Annotated in this window: 14 protein-coding genes; 4 read left to right on the top strand and 10 right to left on the bottom strand. The window is 40.3% G+C overall.

Annotation, left to right across the window (positions count from 1 at the left end):
• From PSE60_RS14440 to xerD, 7 genes are all read right to left on the bottom strand, one after another.
• The coding region (locus tag PSE60_RS14440; RefSeq protein ID WP_272665842.1) for a hypothetical protein at positions 1–1,630 on the bottom strand (1,630 nt) is incomplete at its 3' end.
• Positions 1,631–1,650: 20 nt separating this feature from the next.
• Complete coding sequence (locus PSE60_RS14435; RefSeq protein ID WP_109912911.1) at positions 1,651–2,205, bottom strand: hypothetical protein; 555 nt, start codon at positions 2,203–2,205, stop codon at positions 1,651–1,653.
• 817 nt (positions 2,206–3,022) lie between these two features.
• Positions 3,023–4,540 carry a lysine--tRNA ligase gene (gene lysS, locus PSE60_RS14430; RefSeq protein WP_210837137.1) on the bottom strand — a complete coding sequence of 506 codons (1,518 nt, stop codon included), beginning with the start codon at positions 4,538–4,540 and terminating at the stop codon, positions 3,023–3,025.
• A gap of 7 nt (positions 4,541–4,547) precedes the next feature.
• Positions 4,548–5,649 (bottom strand): peptide chain release factor 2 gene (prfB, locus tag PSE60_RS14425; protein WP_210837139.1). Its coding sequence is split into 2 segments (ribosomal slippage): positions 4,548–5,570 and positions 5,572–5,649, totalling 1,101 coding nucleotides; the frame shifts between segments, so codons are not numbered across the junction.
• A 129-nt stretch (positions 5,650–5,778) separates the two neighbouring features.
• Positions 5,779–7,512: a single-stranded-DNA-specific exonuclease RecJ gene (recJ, locus tag PSE60_RS14420; protein ID WP_272665841.1), complete on the bottom strand. Its 1,734-nt coding sequence runs from the start codon at positions 7,510–7,512 to the stop codon at positions 5,779–5,781.
• Between the two features lie 9 nt (positions 7,513–7,521).
• Complete coding sequence (gene dsbC / locus PSE60_RS14415) at positions 7,522–8,226, bottom strand: bifunctional protein-disulfide isomerase/oxidoreductase DsbC (protein ID WP_272665840.1); 705 nt, start codon at positions 8,224–8,226, stop codon at positions 7,522–7,524.
• A 21-nt stretch (positions 8,227–8,247) separates the two neighbouring features.
• Positions 8,248–9,150, bottom strand: a complete 903-nt coding sequence (gene xerD, locus PSE60_RS14410) for a site-specific tyrosine recombinase XerD (RefSeq protein ID WP_109912915.1) — start codon at positions 9,148–9,150, stop codon at positions 8,248–8,250.
• 117 nt (positions 9,151–9,267) lie between these two features.
• Between xerD and fldB the strand changes: the two genes are divergently transcribed.
• Complete coding sequence (fldB, locus tag PSE60_RS14405) at positions 9,268–9,786, top strand: flavodoxin FldB (RefSeq protein WP_004913034.1); 519 nt, start codon at positions 9,268–9,270, stop codon at positions 9,784–9,786.
• 90 nt (positions 9,787–9,876) lie between these two features.
• On the opposite strand, the gene PSE60_RS14400 is transcribed toward fldB, so the two are convergent.
• Together PSE60_RS14400 and sdhE are read right to left on the bottom strand one after the other, a co-directional pair.
• Complete coding sequence (locus PSE60_RS14400; protein WP_042851636.1) at positions 9,877–10,287, bottom strand: protein YgfX; 411 nt, start codon at positions 10,285–10,287, stop codon at positions 9,877–9,879.
• Positions 10,268–10,534 (bottom strand): FAD assembly factor SdhE, encoded by a 267-nt coding sequence (gene sdhE, locus PSE60_RS14395; RefSeq protein ID WP_004913039.1) that lies wholly within the window; start codon positions 10,532–10,534, stop codon positions 10,268–10,270. Before sdhE ends, PSE60_RS14400 begins: the two co-directional genes overlap by 20 nt.
• Before the next feature lie 247 nt (positions 10,535–10,781).
• Between sdhE and ygfZ the strand changes: the two genes are divergently transcribed.
• The 3 genes from ygfZ (at position 10,782) to PSE60_RS14380 (ending at position 13,537) form a co-directional block, all read left to right on the top strand.
• Complete coding sequence (ygfZ, locus tag PSE60_RS14390; protein WP_272665839.1) at positions 10,782–11,765, top strand: tRNA-modifying protein YgfZ; 984 nt, start codon at positions 10,782–10,784, stop codon at positions 11,763–11,765.
• 11 nt (positions 11,766–11,776) lie between these two features.
• Complete coding sequence (locus PSE60_RS14385) at positions 11,777–12,397, top strand: HD domain-containing protein (protein ID WP_272665837.1); 621 nt, start codon at positions 11,777–11,779, stop codon at positions 12,395–12,397.
• 243 nt (positions 12,398–12,640) lie between these two features.
• On the top strand, positions 12,641–13,537 hold the full coding sequence (locus PSE60_RS14380; protein ID WP_272665836.1) for a YncE family protein: 897 nt from the start codon (positions 12,641–12,643) through the stop codon (positions 13,535–13,537).
• A gap of 96 nt (positions 13,538–13,633) precedes the next feature.
• Here PSE60_RS14380 and gcvP read toward each other — a convergent pair whose 3' ends face one another.
• Positions 13,634–16,510: an aminomethyl-transferring glycine dehydrogenase gene (gcvP, locus tag PSE60_RS14375; protein ID WP_272665835.1), complete on the bottom strand. Its 2,877-nt coding sequence runs from the start codon at positions 16,508–16,510 to the stop codon at positions 13,634–13,636.
• Positions 16,511–16,613: the final 103 nt, after the last annotated feature.

Raw genomic sequence — 16,613 nt, 5'->3', positions numbered from 1 at the left:
CTGCCGTCAGCGCTTTAACTTTCTGATCGCTGGCTTGGCTCATCAACGCGGTTTGTTTTTCCACATCCGCTTGGAGCTTTTGTAAATCCGCATTTGCTTGCTTCAGCTGCGCCTGTGCGGTGGCATAATTTTGCTCTTGCTGGCTGAGTTTTGCCTGCAAGTCCGCCTGCTGTTTTTCACTTTGAGCTAACTGTTTTGCTAACGTATTCTGCGTACTTTGATATGAATTTAGCTGCTCCTGAGCAGCTTTTAATGCATTTTCTAATGCAACTTTTTGCTCTGCTTGTTCGGTTTTTTCCGCCAAGGAAGCTTGAATTTTTTCTGCTAATTGTTCTTTTTCAACCAACTGGGCTTGTAATTGCTGGTTTTGAGACTCAAGTGATTTACTTTTTTCTTGCTGAGCAACTAAAGAAGATTGAACGTCATCTTTTTCACTTTTAGCCGTTGCTAGTTCATTTTCTTTTTGTTTTAACAACTCTTTTTGCTGTAAAAGTTCAGCTGTCACTGATTTCATCTGTTCATCAGTGTTACCAACGAGTTGTAGTTGATTTTTAGCATCTGACTCTAATTTTGCAATATCAGCGGTCAGTTGTTCAATTTTCAAATTCGCTGAAGCAAATTGCTGTTCTTTCTCTGCTAATTGCTGTTTAAGTTGAGCTTGTTCAACAACACTTTCATTTAATTGCTTTTCAAGCTGAGCAATGGTTTCTTGGGTTTGTTGATTTTCTTGGCTCAATTGCTCAAGGCTATTCTGCTTTTGCTCAATTGTTTTTTGTGCATCTGCCAATTTAGTCTTTAATGTGTCAACTAAAGACTGGTCATCTGATGAATCTACAATCGCCTGTAATTGAGCTATTTGCTCTTTATTCTTCAGAACCTCATCATTTAATTTATCAATCTCAAATTGCTTTTCGGTAATTGTATGCGTTAATTGCGCAATACTCTTATTATGATTAATAAGTTCAGAAACGAGTTGTTCATCATTGAGTAAATGATTATAGGCAATAAGTTGGCCTACTCCTTGAGCAATACCAAACTTATATAAATGTGTTAATTGTTGACGTTCAATTAATTGCGCTAACTGCTCAAGATAAGCAGAGGCATTAATACCGGTTGGCTTAGCAAATTTAGACGCATATAAGCCGAGAGGGTCAAGAACCAATTGATACTTTGCAAAATCTTTTGCTAGATAAGCAGGATCCCATTGGTTACTTTGAAAAAAGTAAGGGTAAGACGACAATAAAATAGGGGCTACGCCATTTTCTGTCGTCACCGCACACACTTCAGGAAACGTTGTTTTTTCAGGCTCAGTAGGATCTGCTTTCACTACATCTGTTTTCTTTGTTGATGTAGCCGCAGATTTATTTTTCCCTGTTGCTTTGCCTTTAGTTCCTTTATTAGCTTTAGCTGCCGCAGATTTTTGTTTCTCTTTTGGCGCAGGAACAGTAGATAGCGAAGAAAAGATATCATAACCTTGGTTTTGTGTATTAACTGGCAATTGTTGCTTTTGTTCTTGCACTTTGCCTTCTTTTTCCATTTGAAGGTAAGTATCAAAATCATCAATTACATTGTTAAAGCGCTCTGCTTTTGGAGCATGACTAAAAAAAGTCGTAACAAGTGCCAGTGACACACAAAGCCTAAGGTTTATTCTCATAATCCACTAATTTTCTTCAATGTTGATTCGGTAGACAATACTGAGTTATAACGAACTTTTGCGCACAACACTTTAGTTTTGGATTCGATCGCCATTTGTAATAATTCAATTGTGTCTGGGCTAGCAGTACTTTCAACTTGTCGATATAGACGGTTGATTTCGCTAACTTCTTTAAATGAACCTACTAAGCGATTGTAATCTTTAGGTGAGAGTGTTTTGAGCGCGTTTAATTCTTTAACACACGTATTTAAATGGGCAAATGATTGCTGATCAGCACCATTTTCACCATAGCTTGTTGATGCTATTGGTGTACGACTAATGGCACTATTTAAAACTTTTTGAGATTCAGGGTATGTGTTATCGGTCTGGCCTGAATTCGTATCCGCAGTTGGTTGTGTTACTGGCTGAGCGGTACTTGCATTGACTGTCTGTTTACTTGGGGTATTCGGTGTTGCTGTATTGTATGTGTCTGAGCCAAATGTACAACCTGAAAGAAGAGCTGTACCTGCTATAAGCAAAGATGCAACATGAAATTTATTTTTTAAAAACATATGGTTACCTTACCAGCACTTTTCTTCGCTATTATAATGATGTCCAAAAAACCTAGTGTAAGCTAAAAATTAGCTATTTTCTATAAGTCCGAATGTAGAAATAGAGTCATCTCATAAATTTAGATTAACTTAACTTTAGTTTTAAAATTATTTTATTGCTACATTTTCATTAATTTTATGAGCTAATTCTCACTAGTCGACCGATAAAGGGATAAATTAACACCTTTTTCGGAATTTTTTATTATTTTATGTCAGATAACGATTAGGTTACTTGGTAAACCTTACTAACAATTCAATACCTTTCAAGTAAACTCTTATTTTAGTTCTGTCATCTGTAACAATTGTTAACAAATAAAATGCTAGCTAACAAAAAAATCCTATTTCATTTATCAAGCTGCTGGCACATTTAAGTCTATGACATGGCAATAATCGCCATCACACCCAATATGGGTAACCTGCTTAATTCAATTCTACAGGCTAACAGTAATTAAAAATTATAAATAGAATCATATTTTTATCAAAAAACGTATTTATAGACATTCAGCTACGTAATAAAGCATAGCAGTTATCTGTCAGAATTACTTATATTAAATTGATACGATTCGTAACTCAAATTTATTTTTAATTAAAACATAGTGATTACATAGTGATAATCACTAAAAAAACACTTTTCAGTGATTTTATTTTACGTTACTCATTTAACGTCTAGTAAATGATATTTTATCTTTTAACTAAAATGATTGCTTGAATAAAGCATGTGAAGAGTAATATTGATAGCTTATAAATATATGCCCGGAATTAACCGGGCATGATGTATTTAAGCTTTGTTAGGACGTAAAGCGGGGAATAAAATAACGTCACGAATAGTATGGCTATTCGTGAATAACATCACCATACGGTCAATACCAATACCTAAACCGGCCGTTGGCGGTAAACCATGTTCTAATGCAGTAACATAGTCTTCATCATAGAACATTGCCTCGTCATCACCTTCGTCTTTTTGACGAACTTGCTCAGCAAAACGCTCAGCTTGGTCTTCTGCATCATTTAATTCCGAGAAGCCGTTACCAATTTCACGGCCACCAATGAAGAATTCAAAGCGGTCTGTAATGAATGGATTATCATCGTTACGACGTGCTAATGGTGAAACTTCAGCTGGATACTCAGTAATAAATGTTGGCTGAATCAAGTGGCTTTCTGCAACTTCTTCAAAAATTTCACACTGAATACGGCCTAAGCCCCAGCTCTTTTCAATCTTAATACCAATAGACTGAGCAATCGCCACCGCTTTATCCATATCATCCAAATCAGCAACATTGGTTTCAGGGCGATATTTGCAGATAGCTTCTTTCATAGTGAGTTTGGCAAAAGGTTTACCAAAATCAAACTCTTGCTCACCATACTGTACAACGGTATTGCCTAATACTTTTTGTGTCAGTGTACGGAATAAATCTTCTGTCAACGCGATTAAGTCACGGTAATCCGCATAAGCCATATAGAGTTCCATCATAGTGAACTCTGGGTTATGACGTGGAGATAGCCCCTCATTACGGAAGTTACGGTTGATTTCAAATACACGTTCAAAACCACCCACAACTAAGCGCTTGAGGTACAATTCAGGCGCAATACGTAAATACATATCGATATCTAATGCATTATGGTGAGTCACAAATGGACGTGCAGAAGCCCCACCTGGAATGACTTGCATCATCGGTGTTTCTACTTCCATAAAGCCGTAGCTAACCATAAAGTTACGTACTTCAGCGAGGATCTTCGAACGAACAATAAAAGTATGACGAGATTCATCATTAGCGATTAAATCAAGGTAACGCTGACGGTAACGTGTTTCTTGGTCTGATAGACCGTGGAATTTGTCAGGTAATGGACGCAACGCTTTGGTTAATAAACGAACTTCATGACAATGAACAGTTAACTCGCCAGTTTTGGTTTTAAACAAACGGCCTTTAGCACCTAAAATATCGCCTAGGTCCCATTTTTTAAACTGTTCGTTATAGATGCCTTCTGCTAAGTCATCACGCGATACATAAATTTGAATGCGTCCGCCAACGTCCTGTAACGTGGCAAACGATGCTTTACCCATGATACGACGCGTCATCATACGACCAGCAATCGATACTTCAATATTTAAGTCTTCAAGCTCTTCGGATGTTTTATCATCATATTGCGCATGAATTTTGTCGGAAATATCTTCACGACGAAAATCATTTGGAAATGGAATACCCTTTTCACGCAGTGCCGCTAATTTTTCTTTACGGGCTTTAAGTTCGTTATTCAAATCAGGTGCTTGTTCAACACCTTGTTGTTCCTGAGACATTTTTCCCTCACAGGCCAGCTTTTAAACTAGCTTCAATGAATTTATCCAAATCACCATCCAGTACGGCTTGCGTGTTACGCGTTTCCACACCAGTACGTAAATCTTTAATTCTTGCATCATCAAGGACATAAGAACGAATCTGGCTTCCCCAGCCAATATCAGACTTGTTCTCTTCCATCGCTTGCTTATCTGCATTTTTCTTTTGCATTTCCAGTTCGTATAGCTTCGCTTTTAACTGGCGCATAGCTTGGTCTTTATTTTTATGCTGCGAACGGTCATTCTGGCATTGCGTCACAATATTGGTTGGAATATGTGTGATACGTACCGCTGATTCCGTTTTGTTTACGTGCTGACCACCAGCACCAGATGCACGGTACACATCGATACGCAAATCTGCTGGATTGATTTCGATATCAATATCATCATCAACTTCAGGATAAATAAACGCAGAACTAAAAGAAGTATGGCGACGCCCACCCGAATCAAACGGACTCTTACGAACCAAACGGTGAACACCCGTTTCCGTTCTTAGCCATCCGTAGGCATAGTCACCAATAATTTTGACTGTTGCTGACTTTAGCCCAGCAACATCACCATCAGACTCTTCGATAATTTCGGTTTTAAAGCCCTTTGACTCGGCCCAACGCAAGTACATGCGTAATAACATACTTGCCCAATCTTGAGCCTCAGTACCGCCAGAACCCGCTTGTAAGTCAATGTAGCAGTCTGCGCTATCGTATTCGCCTGAAAACATACGACGAAATTCAAGTTGCTCTAACTTGCCTTGTAATTGCTCTAATTCAGCTTCTGCTTCATTGAATGTATCTTCATCATCTGCTTCAACCGCTAGCTCTAATAAACCTTCAACATCTTCAAGGCCTTGCGTCATCTGGTCAATCGTTTCAACAATTGCCTCAAGCGATGATCGTTCTTTACCAAGGGCTTGTGCTCTCTCGGGTTCATTCCAGACATCCGGCTGTTCAAGCTCAGCGTTGACTTCTTCTAAGCGTTCTTTCTTGGCATCATAGTCAAAGATACCCCCTCAGAACCACTGTCCGTTCAGACAGGTCCTGAATCTTACTTTTTACTGGGTTTATTTCAAACGTCATTTTTCAATATCTTATGGTTAGTCAAAAATAATTTTTTATTCACAAACCGCTTAGTATAGCGGAATTTATCTCATGTTTATAGCGCCATCAAACGCTATTTACTGGTTATTCTTCTGGTTTATAACCCGCTTAATCCGGCCAAATATGCTCAATCATTAATTGTACGTTTTTTTGTCCACGATATTCGTTTACGTCTAATTTAAAGGCTATTTTAGCTTTTTTGACACTGTTGTCTGGCCACCTACGGACATCAATATTAAACATAATTGCATCTAACATAGGCCCACCATTCACAGGTTCTAGCATCAGTTTCAGATGACGTTCGCCGACCAGCCTTTGCTGTAATAATTGAAACTCACCATCAAAGACAGGTTCTGGAAATGCTTGCCCCCAAGGACCGCTTTCTCGAATAAGTTCTGCTGTTTCTAAACAAAACTCATGCCGTGAAAGCTCACCATCACTCCAGATTACTCCAGCTAATTGTTCAGGTTGAACTAATTCACCCATCAATAATTCGAAATGATGTTTAAAGGCGTCAAACTGTTCAACATGCAAAGTCAAACCTGCTGCCATAGCATGCCCCCCAAATTTTTGCATGATGCCGGGTTGTAACGTATTCAACCGTTCTAGTGCATCCCGCATATGAACACCTTGAATAGAGCGGCCAGAACCTTTTAATAAACCATCACCTGCAGGGGCAAATGCGATAACTGGACGATGATATTGTTCTTTGATCCTTGAGGCGAGTATACCGACAACGCCTTGATGCCATTCAGGATGATATATGGCTAAGCCATTCGGTAACTGGCTTTCACCGTATTCGAATTGATTAAAAAGCACGAGTGCTTCTTGTTGCATACCCGCTTCAATCTCACGACGGGTTTGATTTAACCCATCTAATTCATTCGCCAGTTCCCTTGCATACGCCATATCGTCTGTCAGTAATAATTCAATACTCACTGACATATCATCTAATCGACCTGCCGCGTTTAACCTAGGACCGAGAGCAAAACCAAAGTCATTTGCCACTAACCTGGATAAATCTCGTTTGGAAACCTCAATGAGGGCTTTAATACCTGCGCAACAACGCCCTGCTCTAACACGGTTTAGCCCTTGGTGAACTAAAATACGGTTATTGGTGTCAAGAGGCACCACATCGGCAACGGTTCCTAGTGCAACCAAATCAAGGTATTCGGCTAAATTAGGCTCTGCTAACCCTTGTTTCGCAAACCATCCTTGCTGACGTAAATACGCACGTAAGGCTGACATTAAATAAAATGTGACACCCACCCCCGCTAATGATTTAGATGCAAAGCAACATTCATCTAAGTTCGGGTTGATTATCGCATCCGCAGCAGGCAACGTTTCCCCCGGCAGATGGTGATCGGTAATAATTACATTCATTCCATAATGATTAGCAGCGGCAACCCCTTCATGAGATGAAATGCCATTATCAACCGTTATAATGAGATTTGTTCCGCGTTTACTAGCTTCTTCAACAACCAATGGCGTTAAACCATAACCATTTTCAAAACGGTTCGGAACGATATAATTGATATTTCTATATCCCATTGATTTTAGAGCTCGAATCGCTAATGCCGTACTCGTTGCTCCGTCGGCATCAAAATCGCCAACAATGGTAATAGCTTCATGTTCATTTAATGCGCGATAAAGTAGTGGTAGTGCCTTATCAACACCCGATAATGTCCGATAATCCAATAAATTAGCTGCTTTACGCTCTAGCTGAGTTATGTCCGTGATGCCCCGATGTTGGTAAATCCGTTGTAATAGTTCAGGCAAGCCAGGGAGTTGAGCCGCAGAGCTTTGTTGCTGTCTTTGTTGTAAGAGCGTTTCTACATTCACAATAATTAACTATTTTTCGTTGAGTAATTGAACAAGGGCATCCGGTTTCATATAGCCAGGTAACATTTGCCCATCAGGTAGGATGATTGCTGGAGTTCCCGTCACTTTAAATAAATTACCCACACTCATGTGCTTACTTAGGTCAATTTTACAGTCATCAATGATCGCAACGTCCTCACCTTTAAACGCTTGAGTTAGTGCCTTTTGTTGTAGGCCATTACACCAGATAGACGCCATTTTTTTTCCTACGTCACTATCTGCGCCTTGGCGTGGATAAGCCAGATAACGCACAGTGACACCTTGGCGGTTTAATTCATCAACAGACTCATGTAATTTTTTACAATAACCACAGCTAATATCGGTAAAAACGGTCACAACATACTTTTCTTGAGGGGCTTTAAAGATAATCATTTCATCTTTTAGCGCCTCTACTTTTTTCAATAACGGCTGGTTACTGATATTAACCGGGGTTTTACCGCTCATATCATAAATTGGCCCTTGCAATAAATACTTGCCGTCATCTGTGATGTATACAACGCCGGTTGATGTTTCAACAACATTCAACCCAACAATGGGTGAAGGTTTAATCACCTCAACAACCATATTGTATTTTTCCAATGTATCACGGATAACTTTTTCTTCCGTTGCCCCATAAACTGTGGAAGTAAACGACGCAATACATGCGGCAGCCAATAATAACAATTTGCGTTTCATAGATAGTCCTTTAATCATGCATCACCCCCTTGGATGATGCTGCTCATGCAATACTCGTAACCGTTCAGTCGCAACATGAGTATAAATTTGTGTGGTTGATAAATCGCTATGACCTAACAACATTTGTACCACGCGTAAATCGGCCCCATGATTGAGTAAATGGGTGGCAAATGCGTGTCTTAGAACATGCGGTGAGAGTAGCTCACTGTCAATATGAGCAAGTACGGCGTAATATTTTATTCGGTGCCAAAACGTTTGCCGAGTCATTTTCGTGCCACGCTTACTTGGGAATAGAATATCGCTCGTTTTGCCATTTAATAAATCAGGGCGACCTTCATCAATGTATTTCTCTAGCCAATATATTGCCTCTTCCCCCAAGGGAATCAATCTTTCTTTATCGCCTTTACCGACAACACGAATAACCCCCTGCCGCAAGCTTATATCTGAAAAAGTTAAGCCGATTAATTCAGATACACGTAAACCACATGCATATAGTACTTCTAACATAGCTTTATCACGTAGCTCTAAAGCATCTTCGGTAGCAGGTGCGTTTAATAAATCTTCAACTTGTTTTTCACTTAAATCTTTGGGTAAACGCTGCGGGATTTTGGGTGCTGCAATCACTGCTGAAGGGTCATCCAGTCGGATTTTTTCCCGATACAAATATTGGAATAACCGACGCATCGCGCTTAATAAACGTGCTGAACTAGTTGCTTTATATCCACAATCAATGCGTTCAGCAAAAAAAGATTGCAAGTCAATTGATTGAACATTTTCTAAATGCAGCTGGTGAGCATCAAGCCATTTATCTAATAATTGAAGATCATTACGATAAGAAGCTAATGTATTTTCGGCAAGATCTTGTTCAAGCCAAATTGTATCAAGAAATTGTTCAATTAATGGATTAAGTTGTTTTGTTTCCACGACAAATCTACTTCCTTTAGATAATACCACACGATTCTATTATGCCTGAATGTGGTTGCTTCTGTTACAATACATCTCTTGTGATGAAAACCATAGCTGGACATAGTAATAATATATATGAAAATAGGTCTTTTTTACGGTTCTAGTACCTGTTATACCGAAATGGTTGCAGAAAAAATACGTGATATTCTCGGCGATGATTTCGTCACACTGCATAACGTTAACGATACACCGCCTGCAGAAATGGAACAGTATGATGTTCTTATTTTGGGAATACCTACGTGGGATTTTGGTGAAATACAAGAAGATTGGCTTGAAATTTGGGAAGCGCTTCCCAATCTTAACCTCGCAAATAAAATCATTGCGATGTATGGTCTTGGTGACCAAATAGATTATGGCGAGTGGTTTCTTGATGCCCTTGGCATGCTCTACCATCAACTAAAACCAACTGGTGCTAAATTTGTTGGCTTCTGGCCGACCGAAGGCTATACCTTTGATAGCCCTAAACCACTCAATGAAACTGGTGATATGTTTGTTGGGCTTGCATTAGATGAAGTCCACCAGTTTGAACAGACCGATGAACGCATAGCGCAATGGTGCGTACAGATTTTTCAGGAAATTGAAGCGCTATTATGATGCAAACTGATGTTTGCTTGCTGAATCGATAACCCAACGTGAGGGCTATCTAGCCGTATTTAGGCCACCAATTTGGTTGTTCTTGGTAGCCTAAATATCAGGGTATTGCAGCAATAACTGGTTTAAATTACGCCAGTTTTCCTCCGAAAGTGCGTCTTTAGCTACCCATAAATGGATCTTTTGCGGTTTACCTTGTAAGGCTTCTAATGTCAGCAATATGCCGTAACGAGTAAGCCAAGGTGCTTTCAGTATTCGCCACTCGTTTTTCTTCCACTGAAGCTTATTGCCATTAACCAGTACAGCAACCCCTTTTATTTTACTGATATTTTTCTGACTCTTCGCCCAACTCGCAACGACCACCACTAGTAGCGGCAGCCATATCATTGAGTTACCAGGAGACCATGGAGTCAGAAGTAAAAACATCCCAATGACCCCATGAACACAGGTTGAGAACAATTGAGTTTTCCATGAAATGGAGAGATTAGATTTCCACAGGACCACGATTTTTATTTTTTTCCTGAATCAGTTTAATCATACGAAAAAGTTCGTCATCATCTGGGCGACCATGATTCATTAACCAGTTGAATAAATCAGGGTCCGCACATTCTAATAATCGAACAAATACCTGCTTATCTTGGGTTGTCAGGTTATCATATTCATACTCAAAAAACGGCATGATTGAAATATCTAATTCACGCATACCACGGCGGCATGCCCAATGAATTCGCGCTTTATTCTCAATATCCATTCTACTACGGCCTTTTTTGCAGTTAACTGATTAGATTGATTATTTTCCATACTCTAACAGATTATCTGCCAAGAAAACATGTTATAGACTACATAGTTGTAATTTTAGTAGTAAAATACCGTTTTTCTACAAACAGCTGATGAAAAACTATTAGATAATACAGGTTCATCATAATAACTACTTGCAATGTTATCTAGCTATTTTACCATTAGGCACCCTTATCTATCAAAGAACAATAGGTGAAATCATGACTAACCACATTGATAGTACACAGCAATTTCCTCTCGGATCTCAGTCTTTACCACTCGTTTTGATTTCACTGGAAAACTGGGAACTTATTCACCTTCACGGCGCCGATGCAGAAAAATACCTGCAAGGCCAAGTGACCGCGGATATTGCCATACTCACGCAATCGCACACATTAACAGCACACTGTGATCCCAAAGGTAAGATGTGGAGTGACCTCCGCTTATTCCATCACTTAGATGGCTATTCCTATTTATTAAGAACTAGCGTTGCCGATTCACAACTCGCTGAACTGAAAAAATATGCCGTTTTCTCGAAAGTCACTTTTGAAAAGAAACCGGATCTGAAATTAATTGGGGTCGCAGGTAAAGGCGCTAGAGAAGCGCTGGCAACACTATTTACTGCATTACCTGACGACCAAAACCAAGTGGTTACTGACGGCGCTTCCACCATATTGCATTTTGCATTGCCCACAGAGCGTTTTCTGGTAATCACCAGCGAAGAAACAGCACAAAAAATGGCTCAAACCTTGGGTGCTATTCAAGTCAATGATGAACAATGGCTAGCCCTTGATATCGAAGCAGGTTTTGCGGTTATCGATCAACAAAACAGTGCCCAACATTTACCTCAAGCAACCAATTTACAAGCCTTACCTCATGGTATTAGCTTTAAAAAAGGCTGTTATACCGGTCAAGAAATGGTTGCCCGTGCAAAATTCCGCGGTGCAAATAAACGTGCGATGTATACCTTAAAAGGCACAGGTACCACCATTCCTACCATTGGTGAAGGTGTGGAATGGCAGCTTGGTGATAAATGGCGCCGAACAGGAACGGTACTAGCGGCTATTCGCTTAGGTAGTGGCGAAATCTATGTACAAGTCATTATGAATAACGATATGGAAGCCGATAGCGTTTTCCGTGTTATGGGTGATGAGCAAAGTCATCTAACTATCGCACCATTACCTTATTCATTAGAAGAGAATTAATTGGAGTTTTTATGTCATCTGCATTAGGTAGTAAGCCCGTAGAGGTGGTTAATTTTGGGGCTTTTACCGAAGTCGTCCAATTTTTGATGGAATTAGATAAACTCAAAAGTGTTTATCGTAAAAACAAGTTATTAAACCGTGAACGCCAAGAAAATACGGCAGAACACAGTTGGCAATTTGCGGTTGCCGCAATGAGTTTTGCACCTTATGTACAAGGCGTTAATATCGAACATGCGATAAAACTTGCCCTTGTGCATGATATTGTTGAAATTGACGCAGGTGATGTATTGGTATTTGATAATGCCGCTCGTGATGCTATTCATGAAGAAGAAGTTAAAGCGGCTAAGCGTATTTTTAACTTACTACCTAGCCCGCAAAATGAAACATTGCTAGCTTTATGGAATGAGTATGATGCATTAGAAAGCCCGGAATCTGTGTATGCGAATGCCATTGACCGAGCAATGCCAATGCTGATGAACCTGCACAATCAAGGGCAAAGCTGGGTCGAAAACCACATTCGTCTGGAACAAGTTCTCAGTAAATGTGATTATATTCAGCAGATCCTCCCTGAATTCTATCAACAACTTAAATTACAATTGGAGCTAGCTCAGCAAAAAGGCTGGTTGCTGTAATTGTCACCAAAGCGGCTGAAAAGCCGCTTCATTTAACGTTTTACACTCATCTAATCTAATGTGTATTGCTCGTAGCAAGATATACCTTTCACTAATTCATTATTTCAATTTAAATAATAAACCACTTTATATTTTTTAATAATTATTAATCTCGACTTATATAGAAATGCCAATATTAATAACTTGCCAATTATTAATATCACTCCTATCTTTATCATTGAACATTTGCCCGTGAGGTTTAAAATGCAAAAATTCAATGAATATTCAAATCCTTACCTTTTACTACTAGATGTCCATTCACCCGCTATAGTTCAATTCAATAAATCAACGCGTCAAACAATCCCAATTATCGAAGGACTTGGCGGAACCCCTGATGGTATAGCCATTGACCCTGCTAATCGATTAATTTATTGGAGCAATATGGGGAATGATTATGAAGCTGACGATGGCTCCATCAACGTGATGAATTTTGATGGTACTGGCAGAAAAATGCTATTAGGCAATGGAAAAATAAGAACGCCAAAACAATTACACCTTGATTTAGTGAATCAACGATTATATTGGTGTGACCGTGAAGGAGGTATGGTTTCATCATGTAATATCGATGGTTCTGATTTATTCGTCCATGTAGCAAGACCTCGAGATAAACACAATAAAGTGAATATCTTAGACCAATGTGTTGGCATTACTGTTGATGTCGCAAATAATTGGCTCTACTGGACTCAGAAAGGAACCCCTAAAGGCAATTTAGGTCGTATTTTTAGGGCACCATTAACGCCTGAAACCCAACAATTAGCCAATCAACGAAACGATATTCAATTACTCCTTCAAGACCTCCCCGAACCTATTGATTTATTGCTTGATAAAGAAAACCATATTTTATATTGGACAGATAGAGGCGCTGAGCCCGATGGTAATAGCTTAAATTGTGCCAATATTTCTGCTGATGGATTAAGCCATTACAAGGTGATAAGCCGTGGTTTTAAAGAGGCTATTGGACTCACATATGATAAGCCTGCACAACTGATGTATGTGGCTGACCTTAATGGAGGGGTTTACCGAGTCATTATAGAAACAGGTGCTGTGGAAAAGCTACACCAAGGTAAAAATTATACGGGTATCTCACAATATTTAGGTTAAATAAATCCTAAATAAAGGCTTGAATTCAGTAACTCACCGAAATCAAGCCTAAAGAGTATTTAATTCACACTATTTAATGAAAGGTGTGAATTATTCCTACATATAATCTTCAATCGGTACGCACGAACAGTGTAGGTGACGGTCCCCATACACATCATCAAGGCGTTTTACCGCAGGCCAATATTTATTCGCTTTCGTTTGTTCAGTAGGGAATACGGCAAGCTCACGGCTATAACTATGAGGCCATTCCCCAGCTAACTCTGTTTGCACATGAGGCGAATTCACTAATGGGTTATCTTCTAGCGTCCATTGGCCTTTCACTACTTGGTCAATTTCATCACGGATAGCTAACATGGCATCAATGAACCGATCAATTTCCGTAATACTTTCCGACTCTGTCGGCTCAATCATTAATGTTCCCGCCACAGGGAAAGACATGGTTGGTGCATGGAAACCATAATCAATTAAACGCTTAGCAATATCGAGTTCACTGATACCCGTATCTTTTTTAATCGGACGTAAATCGACAATACACTCATGAGCCACATAGCCTTCTTGTCCTGTATATAAAATGTCATAACAGCCAGAAAGACGCTTAGCAATATAGTTCGCATTCAAAATAGCAACTTGGCTGGCTTTGCGTAAGCCATAAGAGCCCATCATACGAATATACATCCAGCTAATTGGCAAAATTGATGCACTGCCAAATGGGGCGGCGGATACCGCACCTTGGTCAGTTAACATTTCTTGCTCAACCACGGAGTGCCCCGGTACGAACGGTGCTAAGTGTTTTTTCACACCAATAGGCCCCATACCTGGGCCACCACCGCCATGAGGAATACAGAATGTTTTATGTAAATTGAGGTGAGAAACATCCGCACCAATAAAGCCTGGCGTCGTTAACCCAACCTGAGCATTCATATTTGCGCCATCAAGGTATACTTGACCGCCATATTGGTGAATAATTTCACACACTTCACGAATACTTTCTTCATATACCCCGTGGGTTGATGGGTAAGTTACCATCACACAAGAAAGAGCTTCGCTATGTTGTTGGGCTTTTTCACGTAAATCAGTTAAGTCGATATTGCCTTCATCATCACAACGCACTACCACCACTTCCATACCTGCCATATGCGCAGAAGCTGGATTAGTACCGTGAGCAGAAGCTGGGATCAAACAAATATTTCGCTCTCCTTCATTGCGACTTTCATGATAGCGACGAATAGCTAATAAGCCTGCATATTCACCTTGAGCCCCTGAGTTAGGCTGCATACAAACCGTATCATAACCGGTTAATTGCACTAACCAATGAGAAAGCTGTTCTATCATTTGATGATAACCTTGCGCCTGCTCAGGTGGGCAGAACGGATGTAGCTCGCCAAATTCAGGCCAAGTAATTGGGATCATTTCCGCAGCCGCATTAAGCTTCATAGTACAAGAACCGAGTGGGATCATTGCTTGGTTTAATGCTAAATCTTTGCGCTCTAAGCTATGCATATAGCGCATCATTTCGGTTTCACTGTGGTAACGATGAAAGTTGGGATGTACTAAAATTTCATCATCACGTTGCATCGTGTTTGGAATTGCTTGTTCTGTCGCTGACACTGACTGGTCTAGTTTTTCAAAATCCAGCTTAGTTTCGACACCTGTTATCACTGCAAACAATTCATTTAAATCTTGGCGGGTCGTGATTTCACTAAAAGTTACACCGACTGCACCACGAATGTCAGTGCGTAAATTCACTTTGGCTTTTTCAGCACGCGCTAGCACTGCTGTTTTGTCAGCAACTTCAATACAAAGTGTATCAAACCAAGTTTTATGGCGTGATACGAAACCTGCGTCTGCTAATGCCTTGGCAAAAATAGAGCTGAAGCGATGAATACGTTCTGCAATTATTTTCAGCCCTTTTGGCCCATGATAAACCGCATACATTGCTGCGATATTGGCTAACAGCACTTGGGATGTACAAATATTCGAATTCGCTTTTTCACGGCGAATATGCTGCTCACGGGTTTGCATCGCCATACGCAGTGCGGTATTACCTGCCGCATCACGCGACACACCGATAATACGTCCCGGCATTGCCCGTTTAAATTCGTCGCGACACGCAAAAAATGCCGCATGTGGCCCACCATACCCCATGGGAACACCAAAGCGTTGCGCTGAACCGAAGACAATATCTGCCCCTTGCTTACCCGGTGCAGCCAGTAATACTAGTGCCATCATATCTGCGGCAACACAGCTGACAATTTTACGTGCTTTTAGCTGAGCAAAAAGCGCGCTGTAGTCATGGACATTACCTGTCGTGCCAACCTGTTGAAGTAACACACCAAAAACACCTTCGTGTTCCAATGCTTTCTCTGCGCTATCCACAATCACTTCAAAACCAAAAGTACCCGCTCGCGTGCGAACGACATCTAGCGTTTGCGGATGAACATCATCCGCTACAAAGAAACGTTCTGCGTCTTTCAGTTTGCTGATCCGTTTTGCCATTGCCATAGCTTCAGCCGCAGCAGTGGCTTCATCCAATAACGACGCTGAGGCAAGGTCTAAACCAGTAAGGTCGATAGTTAACTGTTGAAAATTCAATAATGATTCTAAACGGCCTTGTGATACCTCCGGTTGATATGGCGTATAAGCGGTGTACCAACCCGGGTTTTCTAATAAATTACGCAAGATAACTGGCGGAAGCACCGCTGGCGTATACCCCATACCAATGTAGCTTTTGTAGCGCTTATTGAGTGACGCTATCGCTTTTAATTCCGCTAAGGCTTCTTGCTCAGTTGCTCCCCCACCCACTCTTGGCGGCTCTGCAAGCAAAATGGCTTTAGGGACAATTTTGTCCATCAAAGCATCTAATGACGTTGCACCCACGGTGTCTAACATGGTTTTTAATTGTTGTTCTGATGAACCAATGTGGCGCGAAATGAATTCTGAACGGTTTTCTAATTGACTCAGTGACATCGACATATCTGTGTTCCCATCCTTTGTCTGCTATGCATAAGTTGTAGGGCGGTTATTACGGAACTTGCGAGATAACGCTTAAAATCAATGATATTGCGGTTGTTTCTTG

Origin of the sequence: Providencia sp. PROV174, assembly GCF_028480685.1 — a bacterium.
Taxonomy (GTDB): Bacteria; Pseudomonadota; Gammaproteobacteria; order Enterobacterales; family Enterobacteriaceae; genus Providencia; species Providencia rettgeri.
The sequence above is the reverse complement of the archived record's forward strand: the minus strand, read 5'-3'. Positions and strand labels throughout refer to the sequence as shown.